The sequence below is a fragment of the Pseudomonas sp. F(2018) genome (assembly GCF_005508865.1).
GTDB lineage: Bacteria > Pseudomonadota > Gammaproteobacteria > Pseudomonadales > Pseudomonadaceae > Aquipseudomonas.
This window is the reverse complement of record NZ_SCOM01000002.1, coordinates 366,639-385,708: the sequence shown is the minus strand read 5'-3', so window position 1 is coordinate 385,708 and position 19,070 is coordinate 366,639. Positions and strand designations below refer to the sequence as shown.

21 protein-coding genes are annotated in these 19,070 nt (G+C 66.9%); 12 read left to right on the top strand and 9 right to left on the bottom strand.

The window, feature by feature from the left end; genetic code table 11:
* Positions 1-75 precede the first annotated feature (75 nt).
* The 5 genes from FFS62_RS09850 to FFS62_RS09830 form a co-directional block, all read right to left on the bottom strand.
* Positions 76-501, bottom strand: a complete 426-nt coding sequence (locus tag FFS62_RS09850) for a group 1 truncated hemoglobin (RefSeq protein ID WP_137972643.1) — start codon at positions 499-501, stop codon at positions 76-78.
* A 2-nt stretch (positions 502-503) separates the two neighbouring features.
* Positions 504-1,358: a DUF3034 family protein gene (locus FFS62_RS09845; protein WP_137972642.1), complete on the bottom strand. Its 855-nt coding sequence runs from the start codon at positions 1,356-1,358 to the stop codon at positions 504-506.
* A gap of 2 nt (positions 1,359-1,360) precedes the next feature.
* Entirely contained in the window at positions 1,361-3,709 is a 2,349-nt protein-coding gene (locus tag FFS62_RS09840; protein ID WP_137972641.1) for a bifunctional diguanylate cyclase/phosphodiesterase, read from the bottom strand.
* Positions 3,693-4,364, bottom strand: a complete 672-nt coding sequence (locus FFS62_RS09835) for a methylamine utilization protein (protein WP_137972640.1) — start codon at positions 4,362-4,364, stop codon at positions 3,693-3,695. Before FFS62_RS09835 ends, FFS62_RS09840 begins: the two co-directional genes overlap by 17 nt.
* An 84-nt stretch (positions 4,365-4,448) precedes the next feature.
* Complete coding sequence (locus FFS62_RS09830) at positions 4,449-5,141, bottom strand: NUDIX hydrolase (RefSeq protein ID WP_137972639.1); 693 nt, start codon at positions 5,139-5,141, stop codon at positions 4,449-4,451.
* Between the two features lie 100 nt (positions 5,142-5,241).
* On the opposite strand from FFS62_RS09830, the gene FFS62_RS09825 reads away from it, so the two are divergent.
* Genes FFS62_RS09825 through nadE form a run of 3 tightly spaced genes read left to right on the top strand, consistent with a single transcriptional unit; the run spans position 5,242 to position 7,961 of the window.
* Complete coding sequence (locus FFS62_RS09825) at positions 5,242-5,928, top strand: nicotinamidase (protein ID WP_371920115.1); 687 nt, start codon at positions 5,242-5,244, stop codon at positions 5,926-5,928.
* Position 5,929: 1 nt separating this feature from the next.
* Positions 5,930-7,123, top strand: a complete 1,194-nt coding sequence (gene pncB / locus FFS62_RS09820) for a nicotinate phosphoribosyltransferase (RefSeq protein WP_137972637.1) — start codon at positions 5,930-5,932, stop codon at positions 7,121-7,123.
* 10 nt (positions 7,124-7,133) lie between these two features.
* Positions 7,134-7,961, top strand: coding sequence for an ammonia-dependent NAD(+) synthetase (gene nadE, locus FFS62_RS09815; protein ID WP_137972636.1), 828 nt, complete (start codon positions 7,134-7,136; stop codon positions 7,959-7,961).
* A 17-nt stretch (positions 7,962-7,978) separates the two neighbouring features.
* Here nadE and FFS62_RS23420 read toward each other — a convergent pair whose 3' ends face one another.
* The gene (locus tag FFS62_RS23420; RefSeq protein ID WP_256662188.1) at positions 7,979-8,161 is read right to left on the bottom strand and encodes a hypothetical protein; all 183 of its coding nucleotides are present in this window, start codon (positions 8,159-8,161) and stop codon (positions 7,979-7,981) included.
* Positions 8,162-8,234: 73 nt separating this feature from the next.
* Positions 8,235-8,780: a hypothetical protein gene (locus FFS62_RS09805; RefSeq protein WP_256662187.1), complete on the bottom strand. Its 546-nt coding sequence runs from the start codon at positions 8,778-8,780 to the stop codon at positions 8,235-8,237.
* Positions 8,781-8,867: 87 nt separating this feature from the next.
* Here FFS62_RS09805 and FFS62_RS09800 point away from each other — a divergent pair, with 87 nt between their 5' ends.
* The gene (locus tag FFS62_RS09800; RefSeq protein ID WP_137972635.1) at positions 8,868-9,968 is read left to right on the top strand and encodes an AI-2E family transporter; all 1,101 of its coding nucleotides are present in this window, start codon (positions 8,868-8,870) and stop codon (positions 9,966-9,968) included.
* A gap of 57 nt (positions 9,969-10,025) precedes the next feature.
* On the opposite strand, the gene dcd is transcribed toward FFS62_RS09800, so the two are convergent.
* Positions 10,026-10,592 carry a dCTP deaminase gene (dcd, locus tag FFS62_RS09795; protein WP_137972634.1) on the bottom strand — a complete coding sequence of 189 codons (567 nt, stop codon included), beginning with the start codon at positions 10,590-10,592 and terminating at the stop codon, positions 10,026-10,028.
* Between the two features lie 145 nt (positions 10,593-10,737).
* Between dcd and FFS62_RS09790 the strand changes: the two genes are divergently transcribed.
* Complete coding sequence (locus tag FFS62_RS09790) at positions 10,738-11,226, top strand: rod shape-determining protein (protein WP_137972633.1); 489 nt, start codon at positions 10,738-10,740, stop codon at positions 11,224-11,226.
* Between the two features lie 4 nt (positions 11,227-11,230).
* On the opposite strand, the gene apbC is transcribed toward FFS62_RS09790, so the two are convergent.
* Entirely contained in the window at positions 11,231-12,325 is a 1,095-nt protein-coding gene (gene apbC / locus FFS62_RS09785) for an iron-sulfur cluster carrier protein ApbC (RefSeq protein ID WP_137972632.1), read from the bottom strand.
* 133 nt (positions 12,326-12,458) lie between these two features.
* Between apbC and metG the strand changes: the two genes are divergently transcribed.
* From metG to nth, 7 genes are read left to right on the top strand one after another with little or no spacing between them, the layout of a single operon-like run.
* Positions 12,459-14,495 (top strand): methionine--tRNA ligase, encoded by a 2,037-nt coding sequence (gene metG / locus FFS62_RS09780; RefSeq protein ID WP_137972631.1) that lies wholly within the window; start codon positions 12,459-12,461, stop codon positions 14,493-14,495.
* Between the two features lie 58 nt (positions 14,496-14,553).
* Positions 14,554-15,102: an Rnf-Nqr domain containing protein gene (locus tag FFS62_RS09775; protein WP_137972630.1), complete on the top strand. Its 549-nt coding sequence runs from the start codon at positions 14,554-14,556 to the stop codon at positions 15,100-15,102.
* Positions 15,099-16,247 carry an electron transport complex subunit RsxB gene (gene rsxB / locus FFS62_RS09770; RefSeq protein ID WP_137972629.1) on the top strand — a complete coding sequence of 383 codons (1,149 nt, stop codon included), beginning with the start codon at positions 15,099-15,101 and terminating at the stop codon, positions 16,245-16,247. Before FFS62_RS09775 ends, rsxB begins: the two co-directional genes overlap by 4 nt.
* The gene (locus tag FFS62_RS09765; protein ID WP_137972628.1) at positions 16,228-17,232 is read left to right on the top strand and encodes an RnfABCDGE type electron transport complex subunit D; all 1,005 of its coding nucleotides are present in this window, start codon (positions 16,228-16,230) and stop codon (positions 17,230-17,232) included. Before rsxB ends, FFS62_RS09765 begins: the two co-directional genes overlap by 20 nt.
* The gene (locus FFS62_RS09760) at positions 17,229-17,828 is read left to right on the top strand and encodes an RnfABCDGE type electron transport complex subunit G (RefSeq protein ID WP_137972627.1); all 600 of its coding nucleotides are present in this window, start codon (positions 17,229-17,231) and stop codon (positions 17,826-17,828) included. Before FFS62_RS09765 ends, FFS62_RS09760 begins: the two co-directional genes overlap by 4 nt.
* On the top strand, positions 17,825-18,379 hold the full coding sequence (locus tag FFS62_RS09755; RefSeq protein ID WP_137972626.1) for an Rnf-Nqr domain containing protein: 555 nt from the start codon (positions 17,825-17,827) through the stop codon (positions 18,377-18,379). Before FFS62_RS09760 ends, FFS62_RS09755 begins: the two co-directional genes overlap by 4 nt.
* Complete coding sequence (nth, locus tag FFS62_RS09750) at positions 18,376-19,014, top strand: endonuclease III (RefSeq protein ID WP_043310158.1); 639 nt, start codon at positions 18,376-18,378, stop codon at positions 19,012-19,014. Before FFS62_RS09755 ends, nth begins: the two co-directional genes overlap by 4 nt.
* The last annotated feature ends 56 nt before the right edge of the window (positions 19,015-19,070 follow it).

Genomic DNA, 19,070 nt, shown 5'->3' with positions numbered 1-19,070 from the left:
GTGATAGCTCAGATTCGCCGACTTGGCCCAGGCGATCCCTCTATCTCGCGCAACACATGGAGACTGGAGGAAGGATCAGCGCTCGATGATCTGCCCGCGCATCGGCGCCAGGCGCGCCAGCAGGCGGTTCTGCACCGGCACCGCGACGCCCTCGGCGTCCATCGCGTCGATCAGGTCCTCGACCAGCGCATTGAAGTCGCTGCGGTCGATGTTCAGGCCCTTGTGGCTCTCCTCCATGCTGTCGCCGGTGTACACGCAGGGCCCGCCGGCCTCGACGCAGATCTGCTCGATCAGCTTGTCGCGCAGGCGCTCGATATCGATATCGGCGAAGTGGTGGGCGATGCGCGGGTTGCGCGCCGCGTTGAGCAGCATGCCCTCGACGATGCGGGTGATGCCCTGGTGCTCGCCGAGGCCGCGGTACAGGCTTTCGTCCTTGGGCGGCGGTGGGCTGGCGGCGCAGGCACCGAGCAGCAGAGCCAGGATGATCGACAATCCGCGCATGATCAGAAGCTCCCCTGCAGGGACAGGTAGACCCCGTCCTGATGATCGAGGCCGGCGATCTCGCCGAGCCGGGCGTAGGCCAGCACCACGGCCAGGTGCTTGTTGGGGAAGTAGCCGACGAACAGGTCGGACCAGTCGTTCTCGCCAGCGAAGCTCAGGTTGTCCGGCTTCTCGCGGTACTCCACCCCAACCGCCCAGCGCGGATTGAGCAACACGGCGATGGAGCCTTCCTTGAGCAGCGAATGCTCGTCGCGGCGGTCGCCGCCGAAGCCCAGCAGGCCCTGCTCGTTGGCCCGGCTGTAGCGCAGGTTGCCGTTGAGCAGCAGGTTGTAGCCGAACGCCGCACCGAGCAGTAGGCGGCTGGTGGCGAGATAGGCCTCGGCGTCCTCGTCACGCTCGGCGCCGACCAGGCTGGGCACCAGGAAGTCCTTCTGGCGTTTGTGCTCGATGCCCAGGGACACCTGCGGTAGACGGTCGTAGATCAGGTCGCCGAACAGGCGCACCTTGAGGCCGAGGATGTCCTGGCTGAGGCTGTTGTCCGGCAGGCTCAGATCGCGGGCCAGGGTGCCCAGGTCGAAACGCTGGCGGGCGTAGGACAGCTCGACGCGGTTGCCGTAGGACACGGCCAGGCCGCCGACGTCCAGGCGGTAGTCGCCGGTCTCCACCCGGGTCAGGAAACTGGTCGCGCCCCACTCGCCCTCCTCGCCATAGCCGGCCAGCACCGCCCAGGGCACGATGCCGCCGCCGGCCGCGCCGTCGATGCTGGTGGCACCGCCGGTGGCCAGCAGGCGCCCCTGCTCGGCGCCGGCCAGGGCCGGCAGCAGGCCGCAGAGGAGAAGGATCAGGCGTGTGCGCATGCTCAGAATACCTTTGCCAGTTGGGAGCCCTGCCATTGCCGCAGCCACTGCTCGAAGGCGGCGGCCGGCATCGGCTTGCCGATCAGATAGCCCTGGGCGGTATCGCAGCCCCAGCGCGCCAGCAGCTCCAGCATCGGGGCCAGTTCCACGCCCTCGGCCACCACCTTGAGGCCCAGGCTGTGGCTCATCTCGATGGTGGAGCGGACGATCACCGCATCCTCGCTGTGCTCGTCCAACTCGCGGATGAACGACTGGTCGATCTTCAGCTCCTGCACCGGCATGCGCTTGAGCTGGGCCAGGGACGAGTAGCCGGTGCCGAAGTCGTCCACCGACAGCTGGATGCCACAGGCGCGCAGGCGCAGCAGCACATCCAGAGCGCGCTGCTGGTCGCGCATCATGGCGCTCTCGGTGATCTCGAACACCAGTTGCTCGGCCGCCACGCCCTGCTCCGCCAACTGCTGCCGAACCCTTTCGGCCAGCTGCAGGTCGACCAGGTCCTCGGCGGAGATGTTCAGCGACACCTGCATGACCAGGCCATGGCCGTTCCATTCATGCAGCTGGCGCAGCGCCTCGCCGATCACCCAGGTGGTGAGCAGCTGGATGCTGCCGGTGCGCTCGGCCAGCGGAATGAACTCGCCGGGAGACACCATGCCGTAATGCGGATGGTTCCAGCGCAGCAGGCATTCGGCCTCGTGCACACGGCGCGCGGGGATATCCAGCTTGGGCTGGTAATAGAGCATCAGCTCGCCGCGCTCGGCGGCGTGGCGCAGGTCGCGCACCAGGTTGATCTGCCGCTGGTGGGCGTCGTCGCGGCCCTCCTGATACAGCTCCAGGCGCCCGGACTGCTGGGCGGCGTCCTGCATGGCGATGGCGGCGCGGCGCAGCAGGTCATCCGGGCTGTTGCCGTGTGTGGGATAGGCGGCGATGCCGATGCTGCAGTCCAGGGCCACGTCCAGGGTACCGACGCGCATCGGCTTGAGCAGCAGCTGGTGCAGACGGTCCGCCGCGGCAATGGCGTTATCGCTGTCGCTGTTCTCCAGCATCAGCAGCATCTCGTCGTTGACCAGCCGCGCCAGGCTGTCGCCGGGGCGCAGGGTGGCCTGCAGGCGCCGGCTGAGCTGCTGCAGGGCCAGGTCGGCGCCATCGGCGCCACAACTGTCGAGGATGGAGCGGAAGTTGCCCACGCCGATGTGCAGCAGCGCGGTAGGCCGCTCCGCGCTGATCGCACTACCCAGCCGCTCCAGCGCCAGGGTGCGGTTGGGCAGGCCGGTCAGGGCATCGTGCAGGGCGTTGTGGGCCAGCTGCCGCTCCCGCTCGGCGATGCCCTCCTGCATGCTGGTGAAGGCCTGGGCCAGGCTGCCCAGCTCGTCGCGGCGCTGCAGGGTGATCGGGGTGAAGTAGTCGCCGAGGCCGATGCGTCGCGCCACCCGCGCCAGCTCCTGCACCGGCTGCGCCAGGCTGCGCGCCAGCAGCAGCGCGCCGAGCAGCGAACCGAAGAAGGCGGCCAGGGCGATCAGCAGAATGTCATGGTCCAGCGGGGCGAAGGCCTGCTCGGCCTGGTCCAGGGATTTGTGCAGCAGCGCCAGCACCTGGTAATCGCCGGCGCTGGCCAGGTTGCGCCATTCGCCCAGGTAGCGCTGGTCGCCGGCCTGCAGCAGGCGGCTGCCGCTGTCCTGTTTCTGCTGTAGGATTTCCTCGCGCAGGCGCTCATGCACGCTGGGCGGCAGGGTGCTGATCCAGCCGGTGGCCGCGCCGCGCTCAATCGATACCAGGGTCAGCTCCAGGTGGGTCAGCTCGCGCAGTTCCTGGGCGAAGTTCTCGTTGATGTGGAAGCCCATCACCACCCGGGCGATCGGCAGCGGCGCGCTGACGGCGGACGCCACCAGCAGGTAGACCTCGCCCTCCACCGGCAACAGGAACACCTGGGCGCCCTGCCCGGCCTGCTCGGCCACCCGCCCGGCCAGGCGCTCGGCCGCCGCGGCGCCGATGCGCTGGTCGCTGCTGACCTGCAGAGTGCCGTCCAGGGCCAGCAGCAACGCGGCATCGGCCTTGATACGCGCGCCATGGTTGGCCAGCGCCGAGCGAATGGTGTCGCTGTCGCCACTGGCCACCGCGTCCTTGAAGCCGAAATCGGCCGCCAGCACCTGCACTGCATCGCGCAGCTGGCGGCCGCGCAGCTCGATCAGTTGCTCCAGCACCCGGCCGCCGACGCCGAGCTCCTCGCGCACCTGGCCCTGTACCGCCACGCCGGTGGCGGCCTTGACCGAGAAGTACAGCGCGCCGACCACCACCGACAGGAGGAGGATCAGCACCCCGGCGATGCGCGCCTGAAAACTATGGCTGAACTTCACTCGCCGCCTTCCTGAAGGCCTCGCCAAAGGCGCTGGGCTTGGGCGCGGCCGGCGCCACTGCAGCGCCCGCCAGCTGCAGCGGGAAGCGCTGGCTCAACCCGGCCGCCGGCACCTCGAGGGTGCCGGCGCTCAGTGGCAGCATGTTCTCCAGCTGCGGGTGCCACAGGGTGACCTGGTAGTTGCCCGCCGGCAGGCCATCGAGGATCAGCCGGCCCTGGGCATCGCTGACGGCATACCAGGGGTCGTCGGTGACATAGACGTAGCCGACCATCCAGTCGTGGATATTGCAGCCGAGCACCACCACGCCGGGCTTGTCGAACAGCACCGGCTCGCTCGGCGTGCCCTTGTACAGGCGCAGCTCGAAGCGTTTGGTCGGCGAGAAGGAATAGACGTGGTGGCGGATGTCGTCGCTGTTGGGGAATTTCACCGAAGTGCCGCTGCGCACGGCTAGCACGGTGGGCATGAACTGCTTGTCGCGCTGATCCATGATCGCCGGCTCGTTACGCGCCGAAGCACCCACGCCCTTGAGGCTGAGCACGGCGTTGGCCAGCGGCTGGCCCTGGCCGTCCACCAGCTCGGCGGCGAGCCCGGCGGCGCCGACCGGCAAGGCGAAACAGCCGAGGAGCAGAGCCAGGGCGTAAAGATGGAGCTTCATGGATGACTTCCACTGCCCGCCGGTGCGGGCGACAGTACTTCGGGAGTTTCTCGCAGCGTAGCCGACAGCCCGGCCAAGTTCACCTCAGGACAGCACGCTGCGATCGAAAATGAACCCTCCGGCGGCCTGCGGCCGATGCTCCAGCAGGTTCTGCGGGCGGCCCATCTTCGGCTGGTTCTTTTCCCCGGTATCGAAGATCCAGCCATGCTGCTTCATCTTCTCCAGGCGTCCGCGCAACGTGGTGTGCTGCACCGGCGGCCCGAGGCTGGCCTGGAACGCCGCCAGCGCCTCGGTCACGGTGAAGCGCGGCGCCAGCAGGTACAGCGGCAACGAGGTGTACACCGCCTTGCCGGCCAGGCGCTCGGCCGCCTGGGCCACCAGCTGGGCGTGGTCGAACGGCAGCGGCAACTCTTCGCCCAGCACCTCGTCCAGCGAGACGAAGCACAGGTCATCGCCTTGCAGCTCGGTGTCCGGCGCCAGCAGCGCCAGATAGAAGGTCGACAGCGACCAGCCACGCGGATCGCGCACGGCGTTGCCCACGGTGGCCACCTGCTCCAGATGCTGTGGGGCGATGCGCGCCTTGTCCTGCAGTGCGCGCTCGGCGGCGGCGTCCAGGCTGGCATCGGCGCAACGGCCATTGACCAGCACGCCGGGCAACGCCCATTGCCCCTCGAACGGCGCCTGGCCACGGCGAATCAGCAGCAGCTGCAGCGCGCCCGCCTCGCCCAGGCGCAGCGCCACTATGTCCACCCCGGCCAGCACTTCGGCGGAAGCCATGTCCTCTCCTTCGAATCCCAGCGACTTATTTCATCTTGACGAATAACTCACAGAATTTCATCCGTCCCGGCAGAAAGCGCTTGCCAACTTATTTCATCAGATGGAATATGTAACCACCTCCACGGCAACAAGGAATGCCAAGATGAAAATCGCCAGCTTCGACGTCGATGCGCAAAAGGGCTTCACTCCCCTGTGCCCGAACGAGCTGCCGGTTCCCGGCGGCGATGCCATAGCCCCTGCCCTCAACCAGTTGGCCGAGCGCGCCGCCATGCGCCTGGGCAGCAAGGACGCGCACAGCCCGCAAGCCGCCTGGGTGGCGCCGAGCCACGCGGAGATGCTGAGGCCCCTGCCGCTGGCCAACGCCGACCTGTCCTGGGTCAGCCACTGCGTGCCGGGCACGCCGGGTTTCGAGCTGCTCGACGAGCTGCCCGCCCCGCTGGACTACGACTACTTCGTGTGGAAAGGCGTGGAGCCGGACTTGCACCCTTACGGCGCCTGCTACCACGACCTGGCCGAGAAACGCAGCACGGGCGTCATCGAGTTTCTCCGGCACAATGGCGTGAAGCGCGTGCTGGTCGGCGGCCTGGCCCTGGACTACTGCGTGAAGACCACCGCCCTGCAACTGCGCCGCGCCGGCTTCATGGTCGACGTGTACCTGCCGGCCTGCCGGGCCATTGCCGAAGACACCGCCAACAGCTCCTGCGCCGAGATGCGCGCCGCCGGCATCGCCCTGCACGCCAGCCTGGATGAGCTGGATGCAGCGCTGAACATGGATGGAGACAACTGAGATGACCGAGAGCGTATTCGCCGAGCGCATCGTGCAGAACCTGCTGGACACCGACTTCTACAAGCTGACCATGATGCAGGCGGTGCTGCACAACTACCCCAACGCCGAGGTGGAGTGGGAGTTCCGCTGCCGCAACGCCGAGGATCTGACGCCTTACCTGGCCGAGATCCGCTACCAGATCGAGCGCCTGGCCGAGCTGGAAGTCACCGCCGATCAACTGGGCTTCCTCGAGCGCATCCCGTTCATGAAGGCCGACTTCATCCGCTTCCTCGGCCTGTTCCGCTTCAACCCGCGCCATGTGCAAACCAGCGTCGAGGACGGCCAGCTGTGCATCCGCCTGCGCGGCCCCTGGCTGCACGTGATCCTCTACGAGATCCCGCTGCTGGCGATCATCAGCGAGGTGCGCAACCGCTATCGCTATCGCGAGGTGCTGCTGGAACAGGCCAGCGAGCGCCTGTACGAGAAGTTCGACTGGCTCAAGCGCGAGGCCTCGGCCGATGAGCTGGACGGCTTCCAGGTCGCCGATTTCGGCACCCGCCGACGCTTCTCCTACCGGGTGCAGGAGCAGATGGTGAAGATCATGAAACGCGACTTCCCCGGGCGCTTCGTCGGCACCAGCAATGTGCACCTGGCCCGCGAGCTCGACCTCAAGCCGCTCGGCACCATGGCCCACGAGTGGCTGATGGCCCACCAGCAGCTCGGCCCGCGCCTGATCGACAGCCAGAGCGCCGCCCTGGACTGCTGGGTACGCGAGTACCGCGGCCTGCTCGGCATCGCCCTGACCGACTGCATCACCATGGACGCCTTCCTGCGCGACTTCGATCTGTACTTCGCCAAGCTGTTCGACGGCCTGCGCCACGACTCGGGCGACCCGCTGCAGTGGGCGGAGAAGGCCATCGCCCACTACGAGAAGCTGGGCATCGACCCCATGAGCAAGACCCTGGTGTTCTCCGATGGCCTCGACTTTGCAAAGTCGCTGCAGCTCTACCGTGCACTTCACGGTCGTATCCACGTAAGCTTCGGCGTCGGCACCAAGCTGACCTGCGACATCCCGGGCGTCGAGCCGATGAACATCGTGATCAAGATGACCGCCTGCAACGGCCAGCCCGTCGCCAAGATTTCCGACGCACCGGGCAAGACCCAGTGCCGCGACGAGAACTTCGTCAGCTACCTGAAACATGTTTTCCGCGTATGAGGACCCAGCCATGAGCAACCGCCAAGCCGAAATCGCCGCCGCCCTGGACGTGGTACCGCCCTTCGCCGACGAGGCCGCCCTGGTGGCGGAGATCGAGCGGCGCAAGAACTTCATCAAGAACACGTTGAGGAATTCGGGCCTGAAGGTACTGGTGCTGGGCATCAGCGGTGGCGTCGACTCCACCACCGCCGGGCGCCTGGCCCAGCTGTCGGTCGAGGAGCTGCGCGCCGAGACCGGCGATGCCGGCTACCGCTTCATTGCCGTGCGCCTGCCGCACAAGACCCAGCATGACGAGCACGATGCCCAGGATTCGCTGAAATTCGTCGGTGCCGACATCAACGACACGGTCAATATCGCCCCCAGTGTGCTCGGCCTGGGCGAACAGGTCGCCGACTTGCAAAAGCTCGCCGAGCCGCGTCGCGACTTCGTCAACGGCAACATCAAGGCGCGCATCCGCATGGTCGCCCAGTTCGCCATCGCCAACGCCAACAACGGCCTGGTAATCGGCACCGACCACGCCGCCGAGGCGGTGATGGGCTTCTTCACCAAGTTCGGCGACGGTGCCTGTGATCTGGCCCCGCTCTCCGGCCTGGTGAAAGGCCAGGTACGCGCCATCGCCAAATACCTGGGCGCGCCACAGCACCTGGTACAGAAGACGCCGACCGCCGACCTGGAAGAGCTACGTCCGGGCAAGCCCGACGAAGAAGCCCACGGAGTGAGCTACGCCGAGATCGACGCGTTCCTGCATGGCGAGAAAGTCAGTGACGAGGCCTACGCCACCATCGTGCGCACCTACGACAACACCCGTCACAAACGCGAGTTGCCGCTGGTGCCGTGACGCCGGGCTGGCCCGCCTCAGTGGCGGGCTATTGGCGCGGGGGGGGGCTGGTCGGGAATGGTCGGCTCGCCCGGGGGCTGCGGTAGGTCCGGCTTACCGGGCTGGTCGGGGATATCCGGATCAGGCTGGCCAGGAATGGCGCCGTTCAGCTGCCAGCCACGCGGGCCTGGCGGAAAGAAATGAGTCAGTGTTGCGTACATGAGATGCCCTCCTCGGCGAACTCTGAGCGGTAGAGTTCGCCAGGACGGCAGAAATTCACTGCATTTTCGAGCGTCAGGGTTTCTCGAACAGCACGCTAATGGAGACCAGCACCGCCTGCTCGGGGTCGTCGCCCAGGTGATAGTCGGGTGCCGGGCCATAGCCCAGCCAGATCTGCCGGCCGTTCTTCCGCAGCAGATCGGAACGCTCGTCGCCCGCCCCTTCCAGCCCCGCCAGATAAGCGCCCACCTGCTGCCGCGGCATGCCCAGGCGCAGCCGATCGTCGACCACGAAGCCCTCGGGCTGGCCTTTGCGCTCCACGTCCTGCAGCCAGCCGACAAACAGCTCGTCGGTGAACTGTTGCACCTTCCAGCAGCGCACCTCGCGCAGGCGCTCGCCTTCGAACACCAGCAGCAGCGCATTGCCATACAACAGACCACGCCGCCCCTGCTGCAGCGGCAGCTCGGCAGTCGGTTCACCGAGATGTTGGATGAAGGCGGCCGGCGGCGCGCTGGGCGCCAGGCCGAACACCTCGCCATCGGTGCGCAGGCTCAGTTCGGCCTGGGCCAGGGTAGCGACGCAGCCCAGCACCAAGCCGCCGGCCCATTTCCATAAACTCATGGTGAATCCCTCCGGTTGGCAGACGAGCCGCTGCCCGTTGGCCGGCTATGCTGACGCATGCCAACCGTCGCCGCCAAGGACCGCCCCATGACGCCCATCGACTCGGACAGACACCTGCCTCGCACCCTGCTCGACACGCTGATCCGCGCAGGCCTCATCACCGCGCTGGTGGTGTCCTGCTATGAAGTGTTCCACCCCTTCCTCAGCCTGATGCTGTGGTCGGTGATCCTCGCCATCACCCTCTACCCACTGCACCTCCTGCTCAGGCCGCACCTGGGCAACAGCGACAGCCGCGCCGCCACGCTGATCGTACTGGTCGCAATGGCCGTGCTGTTACTGCCGATCTACCTGCTCGGTGCCTCGCTGGGTGACTCGGTGGAGGTGGCGATCGACACGGTGAAAAGCGGCTCGCTGCGCATCCCCTCGCCGCCCGACTCCGTCGCCGGCTGGCCGCTGATCGGCGAGTCGCTGCACGGCTTCTGGGAACAGGCCTCGTCCGATCTGACCAGCCTGCTGCAGCGCCTGGCGCCCTATATCAAGGATGTGACCCTGGTGCTGCTCGGCAAGATCGCCGGAGCCGGCGCCGGCTTCCTGGTGTTCATCGCCGCGCTGGTCATCGGCGCCATCATCATGGCCTACGGCGACAACGGTCACCGCAGCGCCCAGCGCATCGCGGCGCGCATCATCGCTCCCGAGCGCAGCGGACACTTCGTATTGCTCTGCACCGCGACCATCCGCGCCGTGGCCCAGGGCGTGATCGGCATCGCCTTCGTGCAGATGCTGCTGCTCGGCATCGGCTTCATGGTCATGGGCGTACCCGGCGCCGGGCTGCTGGCCATGGGCGTCCTGCTGCTGGGCATCATGCAGTTGCCACTGCCGCTGATCACCCTGCCGGTGATCGCCTTCGTCTTCTACAGCGAAGGCCCGACCCTGGCGGCCATCATCTTCACCATCTACACCATGCTCGCCGGCCTGGTCGACAACGTGCTCAAGCCCCTGCTGCTGGGGCGCGGCGTCGATGTACCGATGCCGGTGGTGCTGATCGGCGCCCTGGGCGGCATGCTCAGCGGCGGCATCATCGGCCTGTTCATCGGCCCGGTGGTGCTGGCTGTGGGCTACAAGCTGTTCTGGCAATGGGTCGATACGCCGCCCGTGCAGATTCAGGAGTCGCCGTCGGAAGGCACCTGAGCCGGCCTGCGGGCACAAAAAAGCCGGGCAAGCCCGGCTTTCTTCATGGCGGCGCGATCAGGCCTTCGGCAGGGTCACGCCAGTCTGGCCCTGGTACTTGCCGCCACGGTCGGCGTAAGACACTTCGCAGGCCTCGTCGGACTGCAGGAACAGCATCTGCGCCACGCCTTCGTGGGCGTAGATCTTCGCCGGCAGATTGGTGGTGTTGGAGAACTCCAGGGTCACGTGGCCTTCCCACTCCGGCTCCAGCGGGGTGACGTTGACGATGATGCCGCAACGCGCGTAGGTGCTCTTGCCCAGGCAGATGGTCAGCACGTCGCGCGGGATGCGGAAGTATTCGACGGTGCGGGCCAGGGCGAAGGAGTTCGGCGGGATGATGCAGACGTCGCTGTTGATGTCGACGAAGCTCTTCTCGTCGAAGTTCTTCGGGTCGACCACGGCCGAGTGGATGTTGGTGAACACCTTGAATTCGGCGGCGCAGCGCACGTCGTAGCCATAGCTGGAGACGCCGTAGGAGATCACCTTGTTGTCGTCGGCACCACGGATCTGGCGCTCGACAAACGGCTCGATCATCCCATGTTCCTGGGCCATGCGGCGAATCCACTTGTCCGATTTGATGCTCATGGCGGGCGTCCTGAAGCTGTTGGCTGAAAAATGATCGCGCATCTTACCGGGCGTCGGGGCGTCGAGCCAAGGGGCGCCGGGCAGGTCGACGGTGGGGCCCGCCATCGTTAGGCTGTGCGCCTTTTCAGCCAGGAATGGATGCCTCATGTTCAAGAATCTGACGCCCCTGCTCTATCTGAAGCTCAGATCGCAGAGCATCAGCGGCCTGCACCTGCCGTCCGGCATGACCTTCGATGAACCGCCTGCGCTGGCGCTGCGAACCCTCAAGGGCAAACGCGAGGCCATCGCCGCAGGTCACGCAGCGATGAAGCTGCAGGGCCAGGCGCAGGTAGAGGTGCTCAATGGCTTCGATCACCCGCGCTCACTGCTGGCGGACTTCGCCGTTGCGGAAAAGACCCTGCAGTTGCTCGTGCGCCAGATTGCAGGGAAAACCTTCCTCAAGCCGGAAGTGGTGCTGCATCCGCTAGAGCATCTGGAGGGCGGGCTGACGCAGATGGAGCTGCGTGGCCTGTACGAGCTATGTCGCGGCGCGGGTGCCAAAAAGATTCATCTCTGGATCGGTCGCGAGCTGACCGTTGAGGAACTGCGTTCCCGGCAGTTCCCCAGTGAAGGCGGCTCGCTGCTGATGCCCTGATGCGTCAGTCGTCGCTGATCTCGATGGTCGGCATCGCCTGCGCACCCAGCCCCGACAGGGCGATGCGCGCACCGACGCTGCGGGCCATTTCCTGGTAGATCATGGCGATCTGGCTCTCGGTGTCGGCCACCACGGTCGGCTTGCCGCCGTCGGCCTGCATGCGGATGGCCATGGATAGCGGCAGCGAGGCCAGCAAGTCGACCCCGTACTGGGCGGCCAGCTTGGCACCGCCGCCCTCGCCGAACAGATGCTCGGTATGGCCGCAGTTGCTGCAGATGTGCACGGCCATGTTCTCCACCACGCCCAGTACCGGGATGTTGACCTTGCGGAACATCTCCACGCCCTTCTTGGCATCCAGCAGGGCCAGGTCCTGCGGGGTGGTGACCACCACTGCGCCGGCCACAGGCACCTTCTGCGCCAGGGTCAGCTGGATATCACCGGTGCCCGGCGGCATATCGACGACTAGGTAGTCGAGGTCATCCCAGGCGGTCTGGGTCACCAGCTGCAGCAGCGCGCCGGAGACCATCGGGCCGCGCCACACCACCGGAGTGCTGTCATCGGTGAGGAAGGCCATGGACATCACCTGCACGCCATGGGCTTCCAGCGGCACGAAGAACTTCTGGTCGCGCACCCGCGGCCGGGTACCTTCCGGGATGCCGAACATGATGCCCTGGCTGGGGCCGTAGATATCGGCGTCGAGGATGCCGACACGGGCGCCTTCGCGGGCCAGGGCCAGCGCCAGGTTGGCGGCGGTGGTGGACTTGCCCACGCCGCCCTTGCCGGAGGCGACGGCGATGATGTTCTTCACCCCAGCCAGCGCCGGCACCTGCTCCTGGGCCTTGTGCGCGGCAATGGCCACATCGACCTGCACCCGCGCCGACTCCACGCCATCCAGGCCCTCCAGGGCCATCTGCAGCATCTGCGCCCAGCCGTTCTTGAACAGCCCGGAGGCGTAGCCCAGCTCCAGGCGTACGGCGACCTTGCCGCCCTGGATATCGACTTCGCGCAGGCAGCCGGCGCTGACCGGGTCCTGATTCAGATGGGGGTCGGTGAACTGACGCAGGCGGGCTTCGACCGCTTCGCGGGTGACGGCGCTCATGGGGCAACTCCGAAAGGCAGAGCAAAACAGGCGGGCATATTACCCCAGGGCCGCGCCCCGTACGGATGAAAAAAAACCGCTGCGCCTATATAGTGGCCGACTTCCTTCGTAATACCGTCACGGCCCGATCACCATGTCCGAAGCCCGCAAGATTCTCGTTACCAGCGCCCTGCCCTACGCCAACGGCTCGATCCACCTCGGCCACATGCTCGAGTACATCCAGACCGACATGTGGGTGCGCTTCCAGAAGCTGCGCGGCAACCAGGCCATCTACGTCTGCGCCGACGACGCCCACGGCTCGGCCATCATGCTGCGCGCCGAAAAGGAAGGCATCACGCCGGAACAGCTGATCGCCAACGTCCAGGCCGAGCACATGGCCGACTTCGCCGACTTCGGCGTGGACTTCGACAACTACCACTCGACCCACGGCGAAGAAAACCGCGAGCTGTCCGCCGCCATCTACCTCAAGCTGCGCGACGCCGGCCATATCGCCACTCGCTCGGTGACCCAGTACTTCGACCCCGAGAAGGGCATGTTCCTCGCCGACCGCTTCATCAAGGGCACCTGCCCGAAATGCGCGGCCGAGGACCAGTACGGCGACAACTGCGAGAAATGCGGCGCCACCTACGAGCCGACCGAGTTGAAGAACCCGCGCTCGGCCATCTCCGGCGCCGTGCCGGTGCTCAAGGACTCCAAGCACTTCTTCTTCAAGCTGCCCGACTTCGAGGCCATGCTGAAGACCTGGACCCGCTCCGGCACCCTGCAGGACGCCGTGGCCAACAAGATCGCCGAATGGCTGGATGGCGGCCTGCAGGAGTGGGACATCTCCCGCGATGCGCCGTACTTCGGCTTCGAGATTCCGGACGAGCCGGGCAAGTACTTCTACGTCTGGCTGGACGCACCGATCGGCTACATGGCCAGCTTCAAGAACCTCTGTGCCAAGCGCCCGGAGCTGGACTTCGACGCCTTCTGGAACAAGGACTCGACGGCCGAGCTGTACCACTTCATCGGCAAGGACATCGTCAACTTCCACGCCCTGTTCTGGCCGGCCATGCTCGAAGGCGCCGGCTACCGCAAGCCCACCGCGGTCAACGTGCATGGCTACCTCACCGTCAACGGTCAGAAGATGTCCAAGTCGCGCGGCACCTTCGTCAAGGCGCGCACCTACCTGGACCACCTGAACCCGGAATACCTGCGCTATTACTACGCCTCCAAGCTCAGCCGCGGCGTGGACGACCTCGACCTGAACCTTGAGGACTTCGTGCAGAAGGTCAACTCCGACCTGGTCGGCAAGGTGGTCAACATCGCCAGCCGCTGCGCCGGCTTCATCCACAAGGGTAACAACGGCGTGCTGGTCGACGCCAACCCCGAGCCGGAGCTGTGGGCCGCCTTCCAGGCCGCCGCGCCAAGCATCGCCGACGCCTACGAGGCGCGCGACTTCTCCCGCGCCATGCGCGAGATCATGGCCCTGGCCGACCGCGCCAACGCCTGGATCGCCGACAAGGCGCCGTGGGCGCTGAACAAGGTCGAGGGCAAGCAGGCCGAGGTGCAGGACATCTGCGCCCTGGGCGTCAACCTGTTCCGCCAACTGGTGATCCTGCTCAAGCCGGTGCTGCCGAAGCTGGCCGCCGACGCCGAGGCCTTCCTCAACGTCGCCCCGCTGACCTGGAATGATCTGGCCACCCCGCTGGCCAACCACCAGCTGAAACCGTTCAACCCGCTGCTGACCCGTATCGAACCCGCGAAGATCGAAGCCATGACCGAAGCCTCCAAGGAAGACCTCGCCGCCGAAGCCAGCAAACCTGCTGGCAATGGCGAACTGCACAAGGACCCGCTGGCCGCCGAGATCAACTTCGACGCTTTTGCAGCGGTAGATCTGCGTATCGCCCTGATCGAGAAGTGCGAGTTCGTCGAGGGTGCCGACAAGCTGCTGCGCCTGTCGCTGGATATCGGCGACGAGAAGCGCAACGTGTTCTCTGGCATCAAGTCCGCCTACCCGGACCCGAGCAAGCTGGAAGGCCGCCTGACCCTGTACGTGGCCAACCTGGCCCCGCGCAAGATGAAGTTCGGCATCAGCGAAGGCATGGTCCTGGCCGCCGGCCCGGGCGGCGAGGAAATCTACCTGCTCAGCCCGGACAGCGGCGCCAAGCCCGGCCAGCGCGTCAAGTAAGCTGGGCTAGCCTTGTAACAGGCGCGCAGCACCCGCCGCGCGCCTGGAGCCTGAGTGCATGAGCGACTTCCTCTTCGCCCTGATCGGCGCCGCGCTGGTCAGTAACCTGATCCTCGGGCTGCCGCTCGCCGCCGATGCCCTGCGCCATGCCCGCGTGCAGGCGTTGGGGCCGGCCGGCGCAGTGTTGATCCTGCTCACCGCGCCCACTGCCTGGCTGCTGCAACAGGCTCTGTTGGCTGTCGACCTGGTTTATCTCTACCTGCTGATCGGCATACCGCTGCTGGCAGCGCTGAGCTGGCTCAGCCTGGCCCTGTTGCAGCGCCTGCGCCCTGCCCTCGACCAATCCGGCCTGTGGCCGCTGCTGCTCGGCAACGGCCTGGGCGCCATGTTCCTTGCTCGTTCGCTGGACGGTTTCGCCGCCGCGCTGGCCTTAGGCATCGGCGGCGGCCTGGGCTTCTGGCTGGTCTTACAACTGATGAGCGACCTGCTCGAGCGCATCGAACAGTGCGATGTGCCAGTCGCCTTGCGCGGCACGCCGATCCTGCTGATCGCCGCCGGCCTGATGAGCCTGGCCTTCCTCGGCTTCAACGGCATGGGGGCGGTATGAGCAACGCCTTGCGTAGCGACGCCCGGCGCATCCAGGCCATCGACGCCCTGCTGCCGCAGACCCAGTGCGGCAAGTGCGGCCACCCGGGCTGCAAGCCCTACGCCGAGGGCATCGCCAATGGCGAGGCGATCAACAAGTGCCCACCGGGCGGCACCGCCACCATCCATGCCCTGGCCCAACTGCTCAAGGTGCCGGAGCTGCCGCTGGAGCTGCCCGCCGTACCGGCGCAGATCGCCCTGATCCGCGAGGCCGAGTGCATCGGCTGCACCAAGTGCATCCAGGCCTGCCCCGTGGACGCCATCGTCGGCGCGGCCAAGCTGATGCACACGGTGATCACCGCCGAGTGCACCGGCTGCGAGCTGTGCGTGGCGCCCTGCCCGGTCGACTGCATCGACATCCTGCCGCTGGCCGGCGCCGAGGCTGAAACCCAGCGCCAGCGCGCCGACCAGTTCCGTAGCCGCCATGAGGAGCATCTGGCCCGCCTGGCGCGCAACGACGCCAAGCGCCAGGCCGAGCGCGCCGCACGCACACCGGCGACCCAGCCCACCACTCCAGCGCAGCCGGTCGCCAGCAACGACGATCAGTACAAGCGCCTGAAGATCGAGGCGGCCATGGCCAAAGTGGTGCTGGCCAAGGCCGAGAAGCAACTGGCCCAGCACGGCAGCCCCGAGCTGCAGCGCCAGGTGGACGAACTGCGCCAGGCCGCCGAACGTGCCCAGCAGGCCCTGGAGCAAACCACGCCGCCAGCACCGGCAGCTCCCGCTGCCGGCATCACCGCACTCAAGCAGGCCAAGATCCAGTTCGCCCTGCGCCGCGCCGAGCTGGACAAGGCCACGCGCCAGGGCGCGGACGACACCACGCTGCAAACGCTGCGCGCCAATCTGGAGGCCGCCGCCCAAGCTCTGCACGCCGCCGAGGAGGCAAGTGGCAAGCCGCTGCCCGATCTGGTGCGCACCGACAAGCAGCCGGTAGACCTCAAATTGCGCGAACTGAAGACCGAGCACGCCTACGCCCGCGCGGAGTTGCAGCGCCTGGAGCGATGCCTGACGGCCAACCCTGCGGCGGCATCAGCCGACACCTTGCAGCAAGCCCGCCAGCGCCTGGCGAATGCCGAGCAACAGCTGCATGACTACCAGCAGCCCTGAAATCGCCTTCGACCCGCGCCCGAGCATGCAGCGGGTGCTGCTCGCTTGCCTGCCCGGCGCCCTGGCCCTGCTCTGGTTCAACGGTTGGGGCCTACTGATCCAGCTGCTGCTGGCCGCCCTCACCTGCTGCGCCTGCGACCTGCTGAGCCGCCATTTGCGCGGCCAGGCGCTCGCCGATAAAGCGCGCAGCCTGTTCGAACAGCCACTGCTGGCCGAAGGCAGCGGCCTGGTCAGCGCCCTGCTGCTGGCCCTGGCCCTGCCCAACTACGCCCCTTGGTGGCTGACCGTGGCCAGCGCCGCCTTCGCCAGCCTGTTCGGCAAGGCGCTGTTCGGCGGCTTCGGCAACAACCCGTTCAACCCGGCCATGCTCGGTTACGCCTTCGCTCTCATCGCCTTCCCGGCGCAGATGGTGCACTGGCCGGCGCCTGGCACAGAGCACGGCCTGCTCGGCGCGCTGCAGCAGATCTTCGGCTTTGGTCCCGGCCTGCCGGATGGCTGGAGCCAGGCCACGGTGCTGGACAGCCTGCGCCACAACGACCGCCTGACTGTCGACGAGCTGTTCGCCAGCCACCCGGCCTTCGGCGGCGTCGGCGGGCGCGGCGTGGAATGGGTCAATCTGGCCTTCCTCGCCGGCGGCCTGTTCCTGCTGCAGCAGAAGGTGATCCGCTGGCAAGCGCCGGCCGGCATGCTCGGCGCCCTGTTCGTCGCCAGCCTGCTGTGCTGGAACGGTTCGGGCTCGGACTCCAACGGCTCGCCGCTGCTGCACCTGTTCAGTGGCGCCGCCATGCTCGGCGCCTTCTTCATCGTCACCGAGCCTGTCAGCGGCCCGGACAGTGCGCGCGGGCGCCTGTACTTCGGCATCGGCGTCGGCCTGCTGACCTACGCCATTCGCACCTGGGGTGGCTATCCGGACGGCCTGGCCTTCGCCGTGCTGCTGATGAACCTGTGCGTCACCCGCCTGGATCGCCTGGGGGCTGCACGATGAAGCGCAGCGCCGCAATCCTGCTAGCGATTGCCCTGTGTGGCGCCGCCCTGCTCGCCACGCTCCAGCATTTCGCCGCACCACGCATCGAGCAACAGCGCCAGGCCGCCGCCGAGCGCGCCCTGCTCGACCTGCTGCCGGCAGGTAGCTACGACAACCGCCCACTGCAACAGCCCATCGCGCTGCCGGCCGGCGGCCTGCTGGGCAACGCACGCGCCGAGCAGGGCTATCTGGCCAGCCTGAATGGCCAGCCCAGCGCCGTGCTGCTGCCGGTGACCGGCAAAGGCTACGAGGGACCGATCCGCCTGCTGGTGGCGATCACCCCGGATGGCCAGCTGCTCGCCAGCAAGGTCCTGCAACAGCAGGAGACGCCCGGCCTGGCCGATCTGCTGACTCCCAACCGCGCTGCCTGGCTACACGGCTTTGCCGGCAAAACAGTACACGACGACATAGCGACCTGGACGCTGCGTGCCGACCAGGGCCAGGTCGACCAGATCGCCGGCGCCACCATCACCTCACGCGCGGTGACCGACGCCCTGCAACGCGCCCTGCGCTTCTTCGATGCCGAGCGGCAACGGCTACTGGAGGCGCAACCATGAAGCGCAACCTGCAGCTGCTCGCCTTCGCTCCGCTGGTGGGCGGCACCGACCTGCTGATCAAGGGCATCGGCATAGGCCTGGGCGGCCTGCTGCTGATAGCGCTGTGCGGCCTGCTGCAGGCGCCGCTGCGCAAGCATCTGCCTGCTCATGGCCGGCTGCTCGCCACGCTGCTGGCAGGCGCCGTGCTGGCCGGTAGCCTCGACCTGCTTCTGCAAACCCTCAGCAGCGAACTGGCCGCCGCCCTGGCGCTCTACCTGCCGCTGTTGCTGCTGCCCTGCCTGGCACTGGCCCTGGATGAGCAGATGGAAGCAAAGCGCGACCTCCGGCTGGGACTGTGGTTTGCCCTGTTCGCCGTGCTGCTCAGCACCCTGCGCGAAGCTCTCGGCCATGGCAGCCTGCTGGCCCACGCCGACTGGCTGCTGGGCCGCGGCTTCTCCGGCTGGCACTGGCAGGCCGGCCTGCCGCTGCTGACGCAGGCCGTCGGCGGCTTTATCCTGCTCGGCTTGCTAGTTGCCCTCTTTCGCCATTTCGACCAAGACGACGCCCGATGAACGCTGCCAAGCGCTTTGAGATCTTCCGCCGCCTGCACGAAGACAACCCCGAACCCAAGACCGAACTGGCCTATACCACGCCGTTCGAGCTGCTGATCGCGGTGATCCTCTCCGCCCAGGCCACCGATGTCGGGGTGAACAAGGCCACGGCCAAGCTCTACCCGGTCGCCAACACCCCGGAAGCCATCTATGCGCTGGGTGTCGAGGGCCTCTCCGAGTACATCAAGACCATCGGCCTGTTCAACAGCAAGGCGAAGAACGTCATCGAGACCTGCCGCATCCTGGTCGAGAAACATGGCAGTCAGGTGCCGGACAACCGCGAGGATCTGGAGGCGCTGCCCGGAGTCGGCCGCAAGACCGCCAACGTGGTGCTCAACACCGCCTTCCGCCAGCCGGCCATGGCGGTGGACACGCATATCTTCCGCGTCAGTAACCGCACCGGCATCGCCCCGGGCAAGAACGTGCTGGAAGTGGAGAAGAAGCTGGTCAAGTTCGTGCCCAAGGAGTTTCTGCTGGATGCGCACCACTGGCTGATCCTGCACGGCCGCTACGTCTGCCAGGCACGCAAGCCGCGTTGCGGCGCCTGCCGCATCGAGGACCTGTGCGAGTACAAGGCGAAGACTTCCGACGATTGAAAAGCCATTGAATCGGGCATAGTACCGATTGAAAAAATCTTTTTTACCGGCTCTGG